Consider the following 18,999-nt stretch of genomic DNA (forward strand, 5'->3'; position numbering starts at 1 on the left):
GGGCGCACGTCCCCCCACACTGGACAGCAGCCCGACCGGCGTCAAGGCCTCTCCGCTGAATCATTGAGCTGATTTCTCGGAGCGGTGCACCCGTGTCCTGCGCGAGGGAGTCGAGGTCGTGGCGGGGTCAGCCGGCTGTTGTCGCGTGGACGCAGAACCGGACGAGGTGGTCGCATTCGGCCGCGGTGGGTGTCGTTCCCCGCACCACGTGCCGCTGCAGCGTTCCGAGCACGACGTCCTGGAGCACGCGTGCGTCGAGGTCGGGCTCGGGGCGGCCGAGGGTGGTGAGCGGGGCGACGAGGAGTGCGCCGAGCTGGTCCAGCAGGGTGAGCCCGGCCGCCTCGCGGAGCCGGCCGGCCAGCACCACCGGGCGCATGACCGCGGTGCTCTGCCGGGCGGCTCCGGGCCGGGTCACCTGGGCCAGCAACCCCTCGACCCAGGCCACCACCTGGTCGGCCGGCTCGGCCTGCCGGGCCATCCGGGTCGCCAGGTAGCCCCGCACCCGCACCAGCCCACGCTCGGCGACGGCCAGCAACAGGTCGTGCTTGCCAGGGAAGTAGCGGTAAAACGTCTGGTTCGACGTCCCGGCCTCCGCCACGATGTCGGCGACCCGCGGCTCGACCGGCGCCACCCGCTCGGCCACCCGCAGCGCGGCGTCGAGGATCTGGTCCACCTCGGTCAGCGCGTCGCGCTGCTGTCGGGAGAGCCCACGCTCCACCGCGGCCCGCACCGAGTCCGGCACCTCGTCCTGTTGCACCCGCACAGTCTCCACTGCGGAGGCTCCGCGCCGAGGACGGGTGCCGGCCACGCGGTCCCGGCCGGTCAAGCCGAGGTGGCGACCGCCATGCCGGTGATCCACTCCCGGACGGGCTCGTAGACCAGGCGGTGCAGTGGCCGACCACCGCCGGCGGCTCCCGCGGCCAGCCAGGTGCGGACCTCGTTGGCGCCGGCGCCGGCGCGCTGTCGGGCGCTGTCGGTCAGCGATGCCAGGGCGGCCGCGTCCCAGGACTCCAGGGCCGTCAGGAAGGCCTCGTCCCACTCCGGCCGGATCAGGTCGCGGGCAGCCTCGGAACCTGCGGCGATGAGCGCGGCGCGGTCCTCGTCGTTGATGTAGTAGTCGTCGATCTCCAGGCTGGGCGGGGAGTGCGACAGCCCACCGGTGCCGATGACGAGCACCCGGTCGTCGCGGCCGTCCAGGAACTGCCCGACAGCGGTGCCCAGGGCCAGGACCCGGTCGGCAGTGGGCAGCGGAGGCATCGCGCAGTTGACCGACACCGGCAGCACCGGACGCTCGTCCAGGCCGCCCAGCAGGTCGCGCAACGGCAGACCGAAGGCGTGGTCGAGGCCGACGTCGCGGCACACCGCGATGTCTATCCCGGAGGCCAGCAGATGCTCGCTGAGCCCCTGGGCGGTCTCCTTCGGAACGTTGAGCTGACCGCCCTCATGGGGGCCCTCGTCGATGACCTCCGCCGAGAGGGAGACCGAGAAGGTGGGGACGACGTGCCGGAAGGCGCGACGGTGGTCGCCGCCGAAGAGGACGACGTAGTCGGGGTCGAACTCCTCGACCAGTGCACGGGCCTCGGCCAGACCCTTGCGGAACATGGGGCCCTCGACGTGCTCGGGGTCCCGCTCCTTGCCCGGGCTGTGGCTCGCGCAGACCACCAGCCGCTGTCGATCGGTCATCAACTCTCCCAGGTCCCACCGCGGTGGACCGAGCCCGCCACGGCATCGGTGGTCGCGTTCCTCAGGGCAGCCGTGCTGTGCCCTGGACCCGCGCACGATGTCGTGTACACGCTGTCAGATCGGCTCGGGGACAGCAAGAGCGTTCTCAGGGGAGCAGGTTCAGCACCGAGGTGGGGCCGTCGGCCTCGAGCAGGTAGGCGCTGCCCGCACTGAGGTGGCGCCGCCAGAGGTCCTCGGCCTTCGCGGCGTCACGCGCGGCGATGTGGTCGACGAGCAGCCGGTGGCTCTTCATGGTCAGCCGGTAGGCGCGGTCGTGCGAGTCCGTGCCCTGATCGGCGACGACCCGGGTCCGGTTGGCCGGGTGCACGATGTCGGCCAGCATCGCGTTGAGCAGGGCGAGGGTGTCGTTGCCGGCCAGTTGCACGACGAGGTCGTGGAAGGCGCTGTGCGCCTCGACCCGGGTGGCCGGGTCGTCGGCCGCGCCGTGGTCGGCCAGCGCCTCCTCGAGCTTTGCCAGGTCGGCCTTGGTGCGCCGGCGCGCCAGCATCGCGGCGGTCGGCGGCTCCAGGACCAGCCGGGCCTCCCAGACATCGCGCAGCGTCGTCCCGCGGTGCTGCAGGACCATGCCCGCGTAGCGGGCGGCCACCTCGAGGCTGGGCGCCCGGACGCGGCCGCCGCCGCCGGCACCGCGCCGGACCTCGATCAGCGACTCGGACTCCAGCACCCGGAAGGCCTCCCGCAGCGTGGGGCGGGACACTCCGAACTGCTGCATGAGGGCGGGCTCGGACGGCAGTGCGTCGCCCTCGGAGAGCTCGCCCTTGATGATCCGGCCGCGCAGGTCCGAGGCCACGAGTTCGGCCATCTTCGGCACCCGCACCGGTTGCCCCACTGCACCGGAGACGTTGCGCAGAGGTCGTCCGTTCTGCGGCACCTGAGGTCCTCCGGATCACCATGAGCTGATGGAACGCCGTTGCGCTCCGTGCTGACCAGTCTGACATCCCGGGGATGGTGTTCCGGTAGACGACTACCCGGATTGCTGAGAGGCGGGTCTCAGAGCACCGCCCCGGCGATCTTGAGCTCGAGCACCTCCTCGGTGGACAGCCCCAGCTCGGCGAGCACCTCGTCGGTGTGCTCGCCGTGGTCGGGCGCCCGGCGGGTGTCGCCGGGCTCCTCGTTGAACTGCAGCGGTGCCGGGACCAGTTGGAACGGCCGGCCGGCGGAGTCGGTGACGTCCCGCAGGTAGCCGTTGGCGAGGACCTGCGGGTCGGTGAGGACCTCGCGCGGGTGCGCAACCGGCGCCCAGGCCCCGCGCCCGGCGGCGAGCAGGTCCTGCGCCTCCCGGAAGGTCCGCCGGGAGAAGAGATCGGCGATGACCGCGGTCGCCTCCCGGAAGTGGGTCCTCCGCGCTGCGTGGTCGGCGAAGCGCGGATCGGTCGCGAGCTCAGGCGCGCCCAGGGCCGCGGTCAGCTCGGGCCAGAAGCGGTCGGACTGCAACATGACCAGCGAGACGTGCCGGCCATCGCTGGTGCGGTAGGAGTTGACCAGGGCGTTGGGCGCGTCGGCCGGCGCGTACCGGGGCATCCGCTCGACCCCGTGCGCGGCGGCGGCCGCCAGGGTCGCGCCGACCGCCCAGGCGCCGGTCGACAGGAGCGACCCGTCGACGGTCAGCGCCTCACCGGTCCGTTCCCGGTGCAGCAGCGCGGCGGAGATCCCGCCGGCGAGAGTGAGCCCCGACAGCACGTCGCCGAAGGCGGCCCCCGGCTGGGAGAGAGGGTGGTCGAGTTCCGGGGTGCTCGCCGTGTCCGCCGCGCCGGACCTGGCCCAGAAGGAGGTGCTGTCGTACCCGCCGGCGTCAGCTTCCGCGCCGCGCGGGCCGTGCGCGGACCCCCGCGCGTAGACGATGTCGGGGTTGACCGCCCGGATGTCGGCGACGTCGATACCAAGCGCGCGCCGGGCCGCAGGCAGCACGTTCGTGAGAAAGACGTCGGATCGGGCGGCCAGCCGCAGCAGCACCTCCCGGCCCTGCGCGGACTTCAGGTCCAGCCCCACGCTGCGCTTGCCCCGGTTGGGCAGCTCGACCATGTGCGCGACCGCGCCCTCGGGCACCAGACCGGAGGTGACCAGCCCTCGCTGCGGGTCGCCGGTGGCTGGGTGCTCGATCTTCACCACGTCGGCGCCCCACTCGGCCAGGACGCCGCTGGCCACCGGGACGTAGGTCCACGACGCCACTTCCAGGACTCGGATCCCAGTCATGATCGCTACCATCGCGCAACTCCTCGTCGTCGTAGTGCGAGTTGACCGCACGTGGTGCCGATTGCTCGGCTGGTGCACTGTCGGCTGCGCGTGGCCGGTAGGCCGGGCTCTGGCGGGCGCCGGGTCACCCCGCTGTGGTGAGGGTCAGGACGACCTTGCCCACGGCGCTCCGGTCTGCCAGGGCGCGAAGTGCCTCCGGCGCCTGCTTCAGCGGGTAGCGGGCGGAGACGTTGGCCATCAGACCCCGCTCGTGAAGAGCCGCCAGCTCCGCGGCATCCCGCGCCGCCAGCGACGGATGGTGCTCGGCGAACCTGCGGATCTCGAAGCCGAGCGCGGTCACTTCCTTGAGCAGCAGCAGGTTGAGCGGGATCCGCGGGATGGCGCCCGACGCATATCCCAGAGTGACGAAACGGCCTCCTCGGCGCATTCCACGCAGCATGGGTTCGGCAAGGCCCCCACCGACGAGATCCAGTACGACGTCGGCACCGCCGTCGGTGAGGCGGCGAACCTCCCCCTTGACGTCCGCGGTCGTGGAGAGGTCGAGCACCGCGTCCGCGCGCAGGCGGCGGCAGAAGGCGGCCTTCGCCGGGGTCGAGACCACCGCGAGGACGTGTGCGCCCAGTTCCCGCGCCAGCACGACCGCGGCGGAGCCGACGCCGCCGGCGGCTCCGGTGATGGCCACCCACTCCGCTGCCCGAACGACAGCGGCCGAGCGCAGCGCCGAGTACGCCGTCCCGTACGCGACCCCGGTGGCCGCGGCGGTGACGAGGTCGACGCCGTCGGGAACCCGGCGCACCGCCGTCGCCGCCAGCACCACCTGCTCCGCGAAAGCACCGGACATCACCTGCCCCGTCACCCTGTCGCCCGGGCGCACCGTCGAGACACCCGGGCCGATCGCAGCGACCACCCCGGAGAACTCGCTGCCGGGGGTGAAGGGGACAGGCACGGGCACCTGGTAGCCGGCGGACACGAAGAGCAGGTCGGTGAAGTTCACCCCGGCCACGTGCACGTCGACCACCACCTCGTCATGGCCGGGCGTGGGGTCCTCGACGTCCTGCACCTCCAACACCTGAGCCAGCTCGTCGACTCCGGCGTGGCGCAGGCAGCGCAGGGCCTTCACCCGCAGCTCGAAACACTGTTCTGCATCCAGCAGAACGTACGGGTAGCCCGCGGTCCGGTCAACGCACCGGGTCAGGCGCCGGATGGAAGCGTGTTCCGGGGTCCTGCGTGCGTGGGCGGGCCAACATGTCGCAGAGTATGGTTCTGCCAAATCGAGAATGCTATTCTGCCATGGAGACCGTTGGAAGCGCCGAGAGGACGTCAGGCCTGTGCGATCACAGTGGAGCGAGGACAAGCCGTGAGCGACGGGACGGCGCCCCCCGCGTCGGCCCCCCTGGACCTGGCGGCACTGACCCGCTGGATGGACGCCGAAGGGATCGCCGGGGGAGGCGAGCAACCTGTGGTTGCCCGGCTCTCCGGCGGCTCGCAGAACGAGCTCTACTCACTGGACCGGGGAGGGCAGCGGTCCGTGCTCCGGATGCCACCGGTCACCGCGGCGCCCGAGCGGATGGACGGGCTCCGCCGCGAACTGCGACTGGTCCGTGCACTCAAGGGCACCGATGTCCCGCACGCCGAGCTCATCGCCGGTGACGACACCGGCACCGTCCTGGGCGCGCCGTTCTACCTGATGCGCGCCGTGGACGGCTGGTCGCCCGCGGACTACCGCACCTGGCCGGCCCCCTTCGACACCGACCTGTCGGCGCGGGGCGAGCTGGCCTTCGAGCTGGTCGACGGCATCGCGAAGCTGGCCCGGGTGGACTGGCGGGCCCGCGGCCTGGAGGGCTTCGGCCGGCCGGAGAAGTTCCACGAACGGCAGGTCGACCGCTGGCTGGCGTTCCTCGGAAGCTACCGGTTCCGGGAGCTGCCCGGGCTGGACGAGGCCGCGGAGTGGTTGCGCATCAACAGGCCGCGCACCTACGAGCCCGGGGTCATGCACGGTGACTACCAGTTCGCCAACGTCATGTACGCCCACGGGGCGCCGGCCCGGCTCGCGGCGATCATCGACTGGGAGATGACCACCATCGGCGACCCGCTGCTGGATCTGGGTTGGGCGCTGCTGGGCTGGAGCCGCGGCGAGGAGCCGGGCGGCAACGGCCTGGGCTACGTCGACCTCACGGGCATGCCGCGCCGCAGTGTGCTGCTGGAGCACTACGAGCGGGTGAGCGGCCGGTCCACCGAGGACATCGACTACTACCTCGTGCTGGCGAACTGGAAGCTCGGCGTCGTCCTGGAGAAGAGCTACGCGGCCTTCGTCGCCGGGCAGCCCGTCGACCCCAAGGTCGAGGCCTTCGGCCCGATCGTGGTGGACCTGCTGCAGACCGCCGCGGACCTGGCGAGGTCACTACCGACCGGCGGTCGCTGACATGGGCCACCCGCACGAGCTGTTCGACCTGACCGACCGGGTGGTGCTGGTGACCGGCGGCAGCCGGGGACTGGGCCGGGAGATGGTGCTGGCCGCCGCCCGGTGTGGTGCCGACGTCGTCATCGCCAGCCGGGACCAGGCCGCCTGCGACGCCGTCGCCGCGGAGGTCGAGGAGAGCACCGGTCGCAGCGCCCTGCCGTACGCCGTGCACGTAGGCCGCTGGGACCAGCTCGACGGCCTGGTCGAGGCGGCCTACGGCCGGTTCGGGAAGGTCGACGTCCTGATCAACAACGCCGGGATGTCACCGACCTACGACTCGCTCGCCGAGGTCTCGGAAAAGCTCTTCGACGCCGTGGTGAACCTGAACTTCAAGGGCCCGTTCCGGCTCAGCGCCCTGATCGGCGAGCGGATGGTCGCAGCCGGCCGCGGTTCGATTATCAACGTCAGCTCTACCGGGTCGCTGCGCCCGATGGCGTCGATCGTCCCGTACGCCGGGGCCAAGGCGGCGCTCAACGCCATGACCGAGGGCCTCGCCCAGGCCTTCGGGCCCACGGTCCGGGTGAACACGCTCATGCCCGGCCAGATGCGCACCGACGTCGCCAAGGCGTGGGACCTGGCGGCGATGGAGCCCAGCATCGAGCGGATCGCGCTGCAGCGCATCGGCGAGCCCGGCGAGATCGTGGGGGCGGCGATCTTCCTCGCCTCCGACGCCTCCAGCTACACCTCCGGCGCGACCCTGCGGGTCGACGGAGGCATCCCGTGAACCGTCCGACATCCTGATCCGCCGACCCGAGAGGATCCCGCCATGTCGTGGGACTTCAGCACCGATCCCGACTACCAGGTCCAGCTCGACTGGGCCGACTCGTTCGTCCGCACCGAGGTGGCGCGGCTGGACCTGCTCTGGCCGCACGACATCTACAAGCCGCTGACCGACCAGCAGCGGTCGGTCGTCGACCCGCTCAAGGAGCAGGTGCGGGAGCAGGGGCTGTGGGCCTGCCACCTGGGCCGTGAGCTCGGCGGCCAGGGCTACGGCCAGCTCCAGCTCGCCCTGCTCAACGAGATCCTAGGCCGGTCGAAGTGGGGCCCGCGGATCTTCGGCACCCAGGCGCCCGACACCGGCAACGCCGAGATCCTGGCCCACTACGGCACCTCCGAGCAGAAGGCGCGCTACCTGGCGCCGCTGCTGGAGGGCGACATCGTGTCCTGCTTCTCGATGACCGAGCCGCAGGCCGGCGCCGATCCCGGTGAGTTCACCACCCGGGCGGTGCGCGACGGCGACCACTGGGTGCTCAACGGGAGCAAGTTCTTCTCCTCCAACGCCCGGTGGGCGAGCTTCCTCATCGTCATGGCGGTGACCAACCCCGAGGCCGGCGTCCGCAACCGGATGTCGATGTTCCTGATGCCCACGGACACCCCCGGCATCGAGATCGTCCGGGACGTCGCCCTGTTCGGTGACCCAGAGGGTGAGGGCTCCCACGCGCTGATCAGCTACACGGACGTCCGGGTGCCGGCCGACGCACTCCTGGGCGAGGAGGGCGACGCGTTCGGCGTGGCCCAGACGCGCCTCGGCGGCGGGCGGGTCCACCACGCGATGCGCACCGTCGGGCTGGCCCAGGAGGCCCTGGACATGATGGCCGAGCGGGCGCTGAGCCGGCGGACCAAGGGCAGCGTGCTCGCCGACAAGCAGGCCGTGCAGGGCTACCTCGCGGACTCCTACATTCAGGTCCAGCAGTTCCGGATGTTCGTGCTCTACACGGCCTGGCAGATCGACAGGTACCAGGACTACCAGCGGGTCCGGAAGGACATCGCGGCGATCAAGGTGCTCACCCCTAAGGTGCTGCACGACGTCGTCCAGCGGGCCATCCAGGTGCACGGGGCGCTCGGCGTCACCGACGAGCTGCCGCTGATGAGCATGGCCCTCACCGCCCAGGTGCTGGCGCTCGCCGACGGCCCGACCGAGGTGCACCAGGTGACCGTGGCCCGCCAGCTGCTCCGCGGCTACGCGCCGTCGGAGGGCCTGTGGCCGTCCGCGCACATCCCGACCCGCCGGGCGCAGGCCCAGGCGGAGCTGTTCGGCTCCGTCCCGGCCTGAGCGGCGGCCGGGACCACCAGCGATCGCACGAGGAGGAGGACAGCATGGAGAACACGAGGCTGCCGGGTCGCCGGATCATCGTCACCGGGGGTGCCAGCGGCATGGGATTGGGCCTCGTGCAGGCCTTTCCGCGGCTGGGGGCGGAGGTCGTCTCGCTCGACCTGGCCGACGCCGGGGCGGCGAGTGCCGAGGCGGCCGGTGCCCGGTTCGTGCGCGCCGACGTCACCAGCAAGGAGTCCGTGGACGCCGCCGTCGCCGAGGCGGTCGCGCTGCTCGGCGGGCTCGACGTGCTGGTGCACGCGGCCGGCATCGCGCCCGGAGCGCCGGCCCAGGACATCTCCCTGGACCACTGGACGTCGGTGATGGCGGTCAACGCGACCGGGACCTTCCTGACCAACCAGGCGGTGTTCCCCCATCTCCGGGAGACCGGCGGGCAGATCCTCAACTTCGCCTCGGCCGCGGGCATCACCGGGCTGCCGAACAAAGCTGCCTACTCGGCGAGCAAGGGCGCCGTGCTGGCCTGGAGCCGGACCGTCGCCGCCGAGTGGGGACCGCACGGGATCACGGTCAACTGCATCGCCCCCGCCATCTGGACCCCGATGTACGACCGGACCCGGGCCGCCATGACCCCGGAGCAGCTGGCGGACCACGACGCCCAGATGGCCGCGGTCGTCCCGCTCGGCGGCAGGCTGGGGGACGTCGAGGAGCACTTCGTGCCGGTGCTGGCCTTCCTCGCCAGCCCCGGCGCCCGCTTCATGACCGGCCAGGTGTTCGCCATCGACGGCGGCACCGTGATGGTCCGGTAGCGGGCCCCGGACCGGCCTCAGCGGAACGAGGACACGGCCTCGCCGAGCATGCCCACGTCCGCGGCGAAGGCGGCGTAGCTGCGGCTGGCCGGCTCGAGGGTCAGCCAGGTGACCCCGGCGTCGGCATAGGCCGGCAGCCGGGTGGCCAGCACGGTGCAGAACTCCTCGGTCCGGCCGGCGCGCAGCAGCGACTTCTCGAAGGGGGAGAAGCTGATCTCCAGCGGTGGGCTGCCGCGCTCGGCGCGCCCGGCCTGGACCCCGGCCACCGCCGCGGCGAGGTCGTCGAGGGAGTCCAGCGCCGGCGTGCCGGTGATCCTCGCCGTGTCCGCCCCCTGCGAGATGGGCGACCAGCCGTCGGCGAGGGCGACCGCCCGCCGCTGCGCGGCACCGCTGTTGCCGCCCAGCCAGATGGGCGGGCCACCGGGCTGCACGGGCGCCGGCAGCATCGTGTGGCCGTGGGCGGGGAACAGGTCGCTGTCGTGGTCGGTGCCGGCCCAGGCAGCCCGCATGGCGGGGATGGCGGCGTCCAGGTGCCGGCCCCGGGTCGTGAAGTCGACACCCAGGACGTCGAACTCCGCCTTCAGGTACCCCACGGCCATCCCGGCGGTGACCCGGCCACCGGAGACGACGTCGAGGGAGGCCAGCGCCTTGGCCGTCAGGTAGGGGTGCCGGTAGCCGGCCACCAGCACGTGCGTGAACAGCCGGACCCGTCGGGTGGCCCCGGCCATGACCGCCAGGGCGACGAAGGGGTCCAGCGCGTGGTGGCCCCCGGCGGCCAGCCAGTCGTCGGCCGGGAAGGGGTGCTCGCTGACCGCGATGCCGTCGAAGCCGGCGTCCTCGACGGTCCGGGCGACCGAGCCCAGGTCCGCGCCGTCGAGCCAGCGGTGGTGGTGCTTCACGGCGCGCATCGGGTACACGAGGGTGAAGCGCACGGTCGTCGTGTCTCCCGGGTCCGGTGGCGGCTGTCAGTCGGCGTAGCGGGCGATCAGGCGGCCGGTGGCCTCGCCCCGGCGCAGCTGGTCCAACCCGGCGGGGATGTCGTCGAAGCCCAGGGTGGTGATCACCGGGTCCAGCTCTCCGGACGCCATCAGCTGGTAGACCGACTCCAGGTCGGCCCGCTCGCTGCCCAGCGTGCCGAGCAGCTCGACCCGCTTGATGACCAGGCGCTCCACCGAGATGGTCGCCTCCGGCGCACCGGCGCCCACCTGCACCACGCGGCCGCCCGGCCGGACGGCGTCGATCGCCGGGCCGGTGGTGCGCATGCCGGCGAAGTCGATGAGGACGTCGAGACCCAGCGGGGCCAGGTCGGCGACGTCGGTGACGAAGCCCTGTGCGCCGAGCCCCCGGGCGACGTCCTCGAGCTCCGCGCGGACGTCGGCGACGTGCACCTCCGCGCCGGCCAGGACGGCGATGCGGGCGCCGACCTGGCCGAGCCCGCCCAGTCCGATCACCCCGACCCGGGTGCCCGCGGTCACCTGCGCGACTGCGCGGACGGCGTGGTGAGAGGTGGCGCCGGCGTCGCAGCCGCTGGCCGCCTGCTCGAAGCCGACCCCGTCCGGGATGGGGACCAGCTCGCCCACCCGGCCGATGGTCGCCGCGGCGTACCCGCCGTCGCGGCCCACCCCGGGACCGTGGAAGCCGCCGCTGGGATCGATGCCCACCCGGTCTCCGACGCGCACGCCGGTGACGCCGGGCCCCAGTTCCCGGACCACGCCGGCGACCTCGTGGCCCAGCACGATCGGCACCTGACCCAGGATCGAGGACGTCGGGCCGTCCATGATCGCCACGTCGGTGTGGCAGAGGCCGGCGGCGCGGACGTCGACGACGACCTCGCCGGCGCCGGCGACCGGCTCGGGCAGCTCCACCCGGGCGAGCGGCTCGCCCGTTCCCACGTACTGCCATGCCCGCACGGAGGTCTCCCGGTGCTCGGGCGCCGCCGGCCGACCGGTGGCGCAGGAACGGACAGCCAGATCTGACGGTCTGTCCTGGTGTGCACAGTGCCATGTGGAGGCCCGAGCCGGGGCGTCGGCCGCGCCCCGTCCGGGCGGCGACGGGCCGCGTCGAGTAATCCGCTAACTGTTATGACTCATCTCTCGACTTGGGTGACTTTTGTCGCTAGCTTTCGGCCGTCAGGGCTTGGGCGCCCACCAGCGCGCCGCCCCCACTGGGATCGAACGGGCGCGAGCGCGTTCCCCCGCAGACATCGAGGAGAAGGTCCATGCGGTCAGTTGCACAGCGCGGTGCCAGATCAATGCTCGGAGCCGCGCTGCTCAGCGTCGTGCTCGTCACGGCTGCCTGTGGCAGCGACGACGCCAGCGACGACGGGGGATCCGCACCCGACCCGGCGGCCGCCGCCGCCGCGCTCGGCGAGGACAATCCGGCCAGCGGAGATCCGATCAAGCTGGGCGTCGTGAGCGACGGCCAGACGGAGGCCTTCGACACCAACAACGAGATCCTGGCGGCCGAGGCAGTCATCGCGTACGCCAACGACCACCTCGGTGGCCTGGGCGGACACCCGATCGAGCTGGTGACCTGCGAGACCAAGGGCACCCCCGCCGGCGCCCAGGACTGCGGCAACCAGTTCATCAACGAGGGCGTGCTCGCCATCTCCGGCGCCGTCCCCGGCCAGATCGACCCCGTGGTGAACGTGCTCAGCCCGGCGGGGATTCCGACCGGCCTGCAGAGCGGCTCGAGCCAGGTCGTGCTGCAGAGCCCCGACACCTACGTCTGGTCCAACCCCCTCTCGGTGTTCGGCACGCCCGCCGCCTACGCCCGGGAGAACGACATCTCGAAGGCGGCGATGCTCGTCATCGACGTCCCGGGTGCCGCCGGGCCGGCCAAGCAGCTCGGCCCGGTCTTCTTCGGCAACGCAGACGCCGACTTGGAGGTCATCGCCATCCCGCCGGGCACCCCGGACATGACCCCGCAGGTGCAGCAGGCGGAGAACAACGAGCCGGAGATGTACTACCTGCTCGGTGACCCGACCTTCTGCGCCGGCGCCATCAAGGCACTCAAGACGCTGAACGTCACCGTCCCGATCGTCGCCCTGGACCGGTGCCTCGGCGAGGACGCCGCGGCCTCCATCCCCGGCGGCTACGAGGGCGTCACGGTCGCCACCGGCGCGATCACCAACGCCGACGATCCGGAGTTCGAGCTCTTCAACGCCGTCATCGACACCTACGGTGAGGACCTGGAAGCCGAGTCGGTGACCATCAGTGCCTACCAGGGGATGCTCGGCCTGATCCGCGCGGTCAACGCCTCGGAGCTCGTCGACCTCACCCCGGCCGGCGTGTCCGCGGCCATCAAGGCCATGCCGGCGACGGACTACCCGCTGGGCGGGGGCGCCACCTACCAGTGCAACGCGCAGGCGGTGGCCGACATCTCGCCGAACATCTGCTCGACGTTCGGTGCGATCGCCGACGCCGATGCCGAGGGTGCGCTGTCCAACTTCGAGGACGTCGACGCCGAGGGCATCTACGTCCTCTCCGCCGGCTGATCCACCGCCGGCCCGCCGCCGGGCAGCCCACCTCCTAAGGGTCGGTTGCACGCTCCCGCCAGGGAGCACTGGCGGCGGGCCGGCGGAGCCGGACCCGGTACAGCGGACAGTCCCCGGATCGGACCGGCCGAGGGACCCGAGGTCACTGCGGTCGACGACCCGTCGCCGCCACCAGCGTGATGCAACGAGGAGCGCCGTCCATGTCCGCTGCGGAGCCAGCCGCCTTCCCCCGCAGTACGCCGACACCGATCGGCCACGAGCTGCGGGTGCCAAAGATGGCCGAGCTGGTCGCGGCCCGCCTCCGTGGTCAGATCATCCGGGGCGAACTGGCTGAGGGTGAGTCCCTACCCCCGGAGGCCGCCCTGCTGGCGCAGTTCGGCGTCTCCCGGCCCACCCTGCGCGAGGCCTTCCGCGTGCTCGAGGCCGAGTCCCTGATCATCGTGCGGCGGGGCGCCCGCGGCGGCGCCCGCGTCCAGTTGCCCAGCGCCGAGGTGGCGGCGCGCTACGCCGGGCTGATCCTCCAGCACCGGGGCACGACCCTGGCGGACGTCTACCTCGCCCGGATCGTCATCGAGCCGCAGGCCGTCGGGCTGCTGGCCCGGCGACGTTCCGACGACGACGTTCGGGAACTCCGGGAGGCGCTGGCTGTCGGTGCGGAGCCGGGTGAGACCCGGCTGCAGACGTTGGCACGGCACGAACAGTTCCACACGCTGCTCGTCGCCCTGACCGGCAACCAGACACTGCCCCTGCTCATGGGGATGATCGAGCACATCTTCACCCTGGGGAACTGGTCGGTGGTTCAGTCCGACCCCAATTCTCCCGACCTCGCGGCCGCCAGCCGCCGCGGGTTGCGCGCCCACCGCGAGGTCGTCGACCTGATCGAGGTCGGGGACGACGTCGCCGCCGAGAAGCTCTGGCGACGGCACCTGACCGCAGCACAGGAGTACCTGGTGCACGGGAACGCTACGACGGTCCTGGATCTGCTCGGTTGAGCCCGGGAGGGCATAAGGAGGGAACTGCGGTGGACCTGGGTCTGACGGGGCGGCTGGTCGTGCTGGCCGGTGCGCCGGATGCGGCGCGGGACGCACTGGGGGAGCTGCTGGCGGAGGAGGGGGCCGTGGTGGTCACCTCCGCCCTCGCGGAGGCCGCGCAGTGCCCGGTGGTCGAGCAGGGAGCGGTCGACGCGGTCGTCGTCGTCCTCCCGCCGGCTCCGCCGGACGCCATCGACGTGGTCACCGAGGTCTCGACGCTGGTCACCGCCTGGCAGCCGGTCGTGGACACGGCGGCCCTCTACCGCGCTGTCGTCCCCGGCATGGCCTCGCGTGGTCGGGGCCGGTTGCTGGCCGTGCTGCCGACCGCGGTGAAGGCCGCGGGCGCCTCGGGCGGTGATCTGGACACCGCTGTGGGCCTGGGGGTGCTCGGGATGCATAAGGTGGTGGCCGCCGAGCACGGCGCCCGAGGCGTCACCATCAACGCCGTGCTCCGCGGCGGCTTGGCCACCGACGCCGACGTCGCCGACGCGGTGAGCTGGTTCGTCTCCGCGCACTCCGGTTACGTCACCGGGTGCGCGGTCTCGGTGGACGGCGGCGCGCAGCCGTCGGTCTTCTGAGGCCCGGCCGTGGATCTCGGACTGAGCGGTCGGGTGGCGGTGGTCTCCGGGTCCAGCCGCGGCATCGGGCTCGCGACGGCGCTCGCACTGGGCGCGGAGGGCTGCCGGGTGGTCGTGGTGGCCCGGTCCGCCGACGGCGTGGCGCAGGCCGCGGAACGGGTCCGGGCCACCGGCGCCGAGGTGCACCCAGTGGTCGCCGACATGACGGTCGAGGCCGACGTCGGCCGGGTCGTCCGGTCGGCCACGGAGCGTTTCGGCCGGGTCGACATCGCGATCAGCAACGTGATCGGCCATGTCATCGATGCGGCAGTGGAGGGCGCAGGTCCGGCCGCCGGCCGCTTCGCGGGCATGCCGGCGACCGAGTACGGCGCCGAGTTCTCCCAGCTGGCCGTCTCGGCCTGGCTGCTGGCCCGCGAGACGGTCCCACTCATGCGTCGCGCCAGATGGGGACGGCTGGTGAACGTCGGCTCAGGAGTGGCACGGGAGCCCAAGACCGATATCCCGCACGTGCTCCCCAACACCGTGCGGCCTGTGGTGGCGGGGTTGATGCGGACCCTGGCCGCCCGCCTGGCCCCCGATGGCGTCACCTGCAACAGCGTGCTGACCGGGGGCATCGCCACCGAGCGCAACACCGCGTACTTCACCTGGCTCGCCGCTGAGCGAGACCTGCCCGTGGCCGAGGTCCTCGCCGGCTTCACCGCCGACGTGCCGGTCCGCCGGATGGGGGAGCCGGCCGAGATCGCCTCGCTGATCACGTTCCTGTGTTCGGCTCGGGCCGGGCGCGTCACCGGCCAGTCCATCCCGGTCGACGGAGGTGTCAACCGGCACCTGTGACCGGCGCCCGCCGGCGTGCGCGCGGGAAGGCCTGCAGACACTTGACACAGGTCACACTGACCCCCCAGCATTCGTCTAACCACTTAACCTACTTCGGCGCACCCGAGAGGCAACTTCGCTCTCTCGCTCACGGCCGTCCGGCCCGGCTCGAACCGACGAGGCGCTCGGTCACGGCACGGGCCTTCGGCCCGGCGGTCTCCACACGATCACGAAGGAGTGACGCGTGACGCAGCACTTTGTCTTCCTGTTGCTCGGCATTGGTAACGGAGCGGTCTTCGCCGCCTTGGCCGTGGCCCTGGTGCTGACCTTCCGCAGCTCGGGAGTGATCAACTTTGCCACCGGGAGCGTCGCGCTCCTCACGGCCTACCTCTACGCCTTCCTCCGCCAGGGGGAGCTCATCGTGCTCATCCCGGGCTTCCCCACGACGCTCGACCTGGGCGGCGAGCTGCCCATGCCGGTGGCCCTGGCCATCTCGGTCGTCGTCGCCGGCTTCCTCGGGCTGGTGCTGCACCTGTTCGTCTTCCGCCCGCTGCGCAGCGCCCCACCGGTGGCCAAGGCGGTGGCGTCGCTGGGCGTCTCGCTCTTCATCACCGCGCTGATCGCCGCACGGATGGGCACCACGATCGTCGCCGTGCAGCCGATCTTCCCGACCGACCTCTGGACCGCCGGGTCGCTGCGCGTGCCCTCCGACCGGGCCTACCTGGCACTGACGGTGATCGCCATTGCCGTGGTCCTGACCCTGCTGTTCCGGTTCACGAAGTTCGGGCTGGCGACGCGGGCGGCGGCCGAGTCCGAGAAGGGTGCCTACGTCAGCGGAGTCTCTCCGGACCGGGTGGCGGCCTGGAACTGGGTGCTCAGCTCGGCCATCGCCGGCCTCGTCGGCGTGCTCATCGCACCGATCGTCCCGCTGATCCCCGCCTCGTACACCCTGTTCATCGTCCCGGCGCTCGCCGCGGCGATCATCGGCCGCTTTCAGTTCGTCCTCTGGGCGGTCGTCGCCGGACTCGGCATCGGCATGCTCCAGTCGGAGACCCAGTACCTCGCGAGCACGATCGACTGGCTGCCCTCCTCGGGCCTGCCCGAGCTGGTGCCGCTGGTGCTCATCCTGCTTGTGCTGGTCGTACGGGCCCGGCCGCTACCGGGCCGGGGCGCGATCATCGTGCAGACCCTCGGCCGCGCCCCGCGGCCCCGGCGGCTGCTGCTGCCGACCGTCGTGCCCAGCCTCGTGGCGCTCGCCGGCCTCTACCTGCTGACCAACCAGTGGCGGAACGGCCTGATCAGCACCCTCATCTTTGCGATCATCGGGCTGTCGATCATCGTGGTCACCGGCTACGCCGGCCAGGTGTCGCTGGCCCAGCTGCCGCTGGCCGGAGTCGGGGCGTTCCTGCTGCCCCCCATCGCCGACCAGCTCAGCATCCCGTTCCCGTTCGCCCCGATCCTCGCGGCCATCGGCGCCATGGTGATCGGCGTGGTGATCGGGCTCCCGGCGCTGCGGATCAGAGGCCTGACCGTCGCCGTCGTGACGTTCGCCCTGGCGTTCGCCCTCGAGGCGCTGTGGTTCCGCAACGGCGACCTGGTCGGTGAGGGCCTCAGGGTGCCGAACCCGGAGATCTTCGGCGTCGACCTCGGGGTGGGCATCGGCACGGACTTCCCGCGCTCGGTGTTCGGCATCGTCTGCCTCGCCGTGCTGGTGATCGTCGGCGTCGGTGTGGCCAAGCTGCGCACCAGCCGACTGGGCTCGCAGATGCTGGCGGTGCGGGCGAACGAGCGGTCGGCGGCCGCAGCCGGCGTCGACGTCGTGCGGGTCAAGCTCATCGCCTTCGCCCTCGGTGCCTTCATCGCCGGGCTCGGCGGTGCGCTGCTGGCCTACAAGTCCGGCACCGTCACCTTCGAGCCGTACACCGCCTTCGGCGGCCTGGCCTTCTTCGGCGTCGTCTACCTCACCGGCATCACGTCAGTGTCCGGCGGGCTGCTCGCCGGGGTGTCCGCGGTCGGCGGCCTGGTCTACGTGCTCGTCTCGGAGGTCGCCTCGACCGCGCTCTGGTACAACGTCGTCGCCGCGGTCCTGCTGGTGCTCACGGTGATCTTCAACCCCGAGGGCATCGTCGGACCGGTGCACAGCGCGCTGGAGAGCCGCCGTTCCCGGAAGCTGCGCGGGGCTGCGCAGTCGATCGTCGGATCCCAGTACGAAGCGCCTGCCCCGGCGGCGGCGGTGGCCGAGGCCCGCACGCCGGCCGCGGACGCCGACCCCGCACTGCTGGAGGTCGAGGACCTCCGGGTCCGCTACGGCGGTGTGGTGGCCGTCTCCGACCTGAGCTTCACCGTCCGCGAGAACACGATTGTCGGCCTCATCGGGCCCAACGGTGCCGGCAAGACCACCGCCATCGACGCGATCAGCGGATTTGCTCCCGCCGCCGGCTCGGTGACCCTCAGCGGCACCCGGCTGGACGGGATGAAGCCGCACGAGCGCATCCGGTCGGGGCTGGGCCGCACCTTCCAGGCGATCGAGCTCTACGAGGACCTCACCGTCCGGGAGAACGTCGTGGTGGGCCTCACCGCCGGTGACGGCGGCGAGGGCGAGGCCCGGCTGAACCGGACTCTCGGCCTGCTCGGCCTGACCGACGTGGCCGACCGGCCCGCTGGCGAGCTGTCCCAGGGCCAGCGTCAGCTGGTGTCCATCGCCCGTGCACTGGTCGGCCTGCCGAAGGTGCTGCTGCTGGACGAGCCGGCCGGTGGGCTGGACACGGTGGAGAGCCACTGGCTCGGTGACCGGCTGCGCGAGATCCGCAACTTCGGCGTCACCATCGTCATGGTCGAGCACGACATGAGCCTGGTGCTCAGCCTGTGCGACGAGATCCACGTGCTCAACTTCGGCGAGGTCATCGCCAGCGGCACGCCCGCAGAGATCCGTTCCGACCCGAAGGTCGCCCAGGCATACCTGGGCACCACGCACGCGGACCTGGACGCCCACGCTGGCGCCCACGAGGTCCAGGAGGAGACCGTATGACCGCCAGCCTCACCTCCCCAGGCGGCGCCACGGCGCTGGAGACGTCGCAGACCCCGGTCCTCGAGCTCCGCGGGCTGTCCGCCGGTCACGGAACCGTGCCGGTGGTCCGCTCGCTCGACCTCTCCGTCCCCGCCGGCACCGTGCTCGGCGTCCTGGGTCCGAACGGCGCTGGTAAGACGACCACGCTGATGACTCTCGCCGGGCTCCTCCCCGCGCTGGGTGGCGAGGTGCTCCTCGACGGGACCCCGTTGCCGCTCAACCGGCCGGCCAAGGTGAACCGGGCCGGCGTCGTCCTGGTGCCCGACGACCGGGCGCTGTTCACCGCCCTGACGGTGAAGGAGAACCTCGCCATCGCCCGCCGGTCGGGCGGACCCACGATCGACGACGCGCTCGATCTCTTCCCGGCGCTGCGGCCCCGGCTGACGGTCAGTGCCGGGGAGCTCTCCGGCGGCGAGCAGCAGATGCTGGCGGTTGCCCGCGGGCTGGTGCAGAAGCCGCGGGTCTTGCTCATCGACGAGATGAGCATGGGCCTGGCCCCGGTGATCGTCGAGGGGCTGCTCCCCGTGGTGCGCCGGATCGCCGACGAGACCGGCGCTGTGGTCGTCCTGGTGGAGCAGCACGTCCAACTAGCGCTGGAGGTCTCCGACCGGGCTATCGTGCTGGTCCACGGCAACGTGGTCCTCAGCGGCGACGCACAGGCGCTCGCGGCCGACCCGGATGCTCTCCAGGCCGCCTATCTGGGTGTCCCGGACGGTGCTGCCCAGCTCTGACGGGCTGGTGCGGCAGCGCCTCTGACA

General features: G+C 72.2%; 17 protein-coding genes. 10 read left to right on the forward strand and 7 right to left on the reverse strand.

Going from position 1 to position 18,999, the window contains the following annotated elements:
• Positions 1–127 precede the first annotated feature (127 nt).
• The 5 genes from Q1A09_RS00440 to Q1A09_RS00460 all read right to left on the reverse strand — a co-directional run bounded on the left by Q1A09_RS00440 (position 128) and on the right by Q1A09_RS00460 (position 5,056).
• Entirely contained in the window at positions 128–757 is a 630-nt protein-coding gene (locus tag Q1A09_RS00440; RefSeq protein ID WP_299950634.1) for a TetR/AcrR family transcriptional regulator, read from the reverse strand.
• Between the two features lie 65 nt (positions 758–822).
• Positions 823–1,683 carry a 3-carboxyethylcatechol 2,3-dioxygenase gene (locus Q1A09_RS00445; protein WP_299950637.1) on the reverse strand — a complete coding sequence of 287 codons (861 nt, stop codon included), beginning with the start codon at positions 1,681–1,683 and terminating at the stop codon, positions 823–825.
• Positions 1,684–1,828: 145 nt separating this feature from the next.
• On the reverse strand, positions 1,829–2,545 hold the full coding sequence (locus tag Q1A09_RS00450) for a FadR/GntR family transcriptional regulator (RefSeq protein ID WP_299950639.1): 717 nt from the start codon (positions 2,543–2,545) through the stop codon (positions 1,829–1,831).
• A 188-nt stretch (positions 2,546–2,733) separates the two neighbouring features.
• Positions 2,734–3,936 (reverse strand): CaiB/BaiF CoA-transferase family protein, encoded by a 1,203-nt coding sequence (locus Q1A09_RS00455; protein WP_299950642.1) that lies wholly within the window; start codon positions 3,934–3,936, stop codon positions 2,734–2,736.
• Between the two features lie 124 nt (positions 3,937–4,060).
• On the reverse strand, positions 4,061–5,056 hold the full coding sequence (locus tag Q1A09_RS00460; RefSeq protein ID WP_299950645.1) for an NADPH:quinone oxidoreductase family protein: 996 nt from the start codon (positions 5,054–5,056) through the stop codon (positions 4,061–4,063).
• A gap of 237 nt (positions 5,057–5,293) precedes the next feature.
• Between Q1A09_RS00460 and Q1A09_RS00465 the strand changes: the two genes are divergently transcribed.
• Genes Q1A09_RS00465 through Q1A09_RS00480 form a run of 4 tightly spaced genes read left to right on the forward strand, consistent with a single transcriptional unit; the run spans position 5,294 to position 9,256 of the window.
• Positions 5,294–6,358, forward strand: a complete 1,065-nt coding sequence (locus Q1A09_RS00465; RefSeq protein ID WP_299950648.1) for a phosphotransferase family protein — start codon at positions 5,294–5,296, stop codon at positions 6,356–6,358.
• A 1-nt stretch (position 6,359) separates the two neighbouring features.
• Positions 6,360–7,121, forward strand: a complete 762-nt coding sequence (locus Q1A09_RS00470; protein ID WP_299950650.1) for an SDR family NAD(P)-dependent oxidoreductase — start codon at positions 6,360–6,362, stop codon at positions 7,119–7,121.
• A gap of 42 nt (positions 7,122–7,163) precedes the next feature.
• Positions 7,164–8,450 carry an acyl-CoA dehydrogenase family protein gene (locus Q1A09_RS00475; RefSeq protein ID WP_299950653.1) on the forward strand — a complete coding sequence of 429 codons (1,287 nt, stop codon included), beginning with the start codon at positions 7,164–7,166 and terminating at the stop codon, positions 8,448–8,450.
• Between the two features lie 44 nt (positions 8,451–8,494).
• Positions 8,495–9,256 (forward strand): SDR family NAD(P)-dependent oxidoreductase, encoded by a 762-nt coding sequence (locus Q1A09_RS00480; protein ID WP_299950656.1) that lies wholly within the window; start codon positions 8,495–8,497, stop codon positions 9,254–9,256.
• Positions 9,257–9,273: 17 nt separating this feature from the next.
• On the opposite strand, the gene Q1A09_RS00485 is transcribed toward Q1A09_RS00480, so the two are convergent.
• Positions 9,274–10,188 carry a TIGR03619 family F420-dependent LLM class oxidoreductase gene (locus Q1A09_RS00485; RefSeq protein ID WP_299950659.1) on the reverse strand — a complete coding sequence of 305 codons (915 nt, stop codon included), beginning with the start codon at positions 10,186–10,188 and terminating at the stop codon, positions 9,274–9,276.
• A 33-nt stretch (positions 10,189–10,221) separates the two neighbouring features.
• The gene (locus tag Q1A09_RS00490; protein WP_299950662.1) at positions 10,222–11,166 is read right to left on the reverse strand and encodes an alcohol dehydrogenase catalytic domain-containing protein; all 945 of its coding nucleotides are present in this window, start codon (positions 11,164–11,166) and stop codon (positions 10,222–10,224) included.
• Positions 11,167–11,507: 341 nt separating this feature from the next.
• On the opposite strand from Q1A09_RS00490, the gene Q1A09_RS00495 reads away from it, so the two are divergent.
• The 6 genes from Q1A09_RS00495 (at position 11,508) to Q1A09_RS00520 (ending at position 18,972) form a co-directional block, all read left to right on the forward strand.
• The gene (locus Q1A09_RS00495) at positions 11,508–12,752 is read left to right on the forward strand and encodes an ABC transporter substrate-binding protein (protein WP_299950664.1); all 1,245 of its coding nucleotides are present in this window, start codon (positions 11,508–11,510) and stop codon (positions 12,750–12,752) included.
• Positions 12,753–12,952: 200 nt separating this feature from the next.
• Entirely contained in the window at positions 12,953–13,744 is a 792-nt protein-coding gene (locus Q1A09_RS00500) for a FadR/GntR family transcriptional regulator (protein ID WP_299950666.1), read from the forward strand.
• Positions 13,745–13,773: 29 nt separating this feature from the next.
• Positions 13,774–14,361, forward strand: a complete 588-nt coding sequence (locus tag Q1A09_RS00505; RefSeq protein WP_299950668.1) for a hypothetical protein — start codon at positions 13,774–13,776, stop codon at positions 14,359–14,361.
• 9 nt (positions 14,362–14,370) lie between these two features.
• Entirely contained in the window at positions 14,371–15,195 is an 825-nt protein-coding gene (locus Q1A09_RS00510; protein ID WP_299950670.1) for an SDR family oxidoreductase, read from the forward strand.
• A 223-nt stretch (positions 15,196–15,418) separates the two neighbouring features.
• Positions 15,419–18,202, forward strand: a complete 2,784-nt coding sequence (locus Q1A09_RS00515; protein WP_299950673.1) for a branched-chain amino acid ABC transporter permease/ATP-binding protein — start codon at positions 15,419–15,421, stop codon at positions 18,200–18,202.
• Positions 18,199–18,972, forward strand: a complete 774-nt coding sequence (locus Q1A09_RS00520) for an ABC transporter ATP-binding protein (RefSeq protein ID WP_299950676.1) — start codon at positions 18,199–18,201, stop codon at positions 18,970–18,972. The genes Q1A09_RS00515 and Q1A09_RS00520 overlap by 4 nt, the downstream gene beginning before the upstream one ends.
• Positions 18,973–18,999 lie beyond the last annotated feature (27 nt).

Source organism: uncultured Modestobacter sp. (assembly GCF_947486615.1).
GTDB lineage: Bacteria > Actinomycetota > Actinomycetes > Mycobacteriales > Geodermatophilaceae > Modestobacter.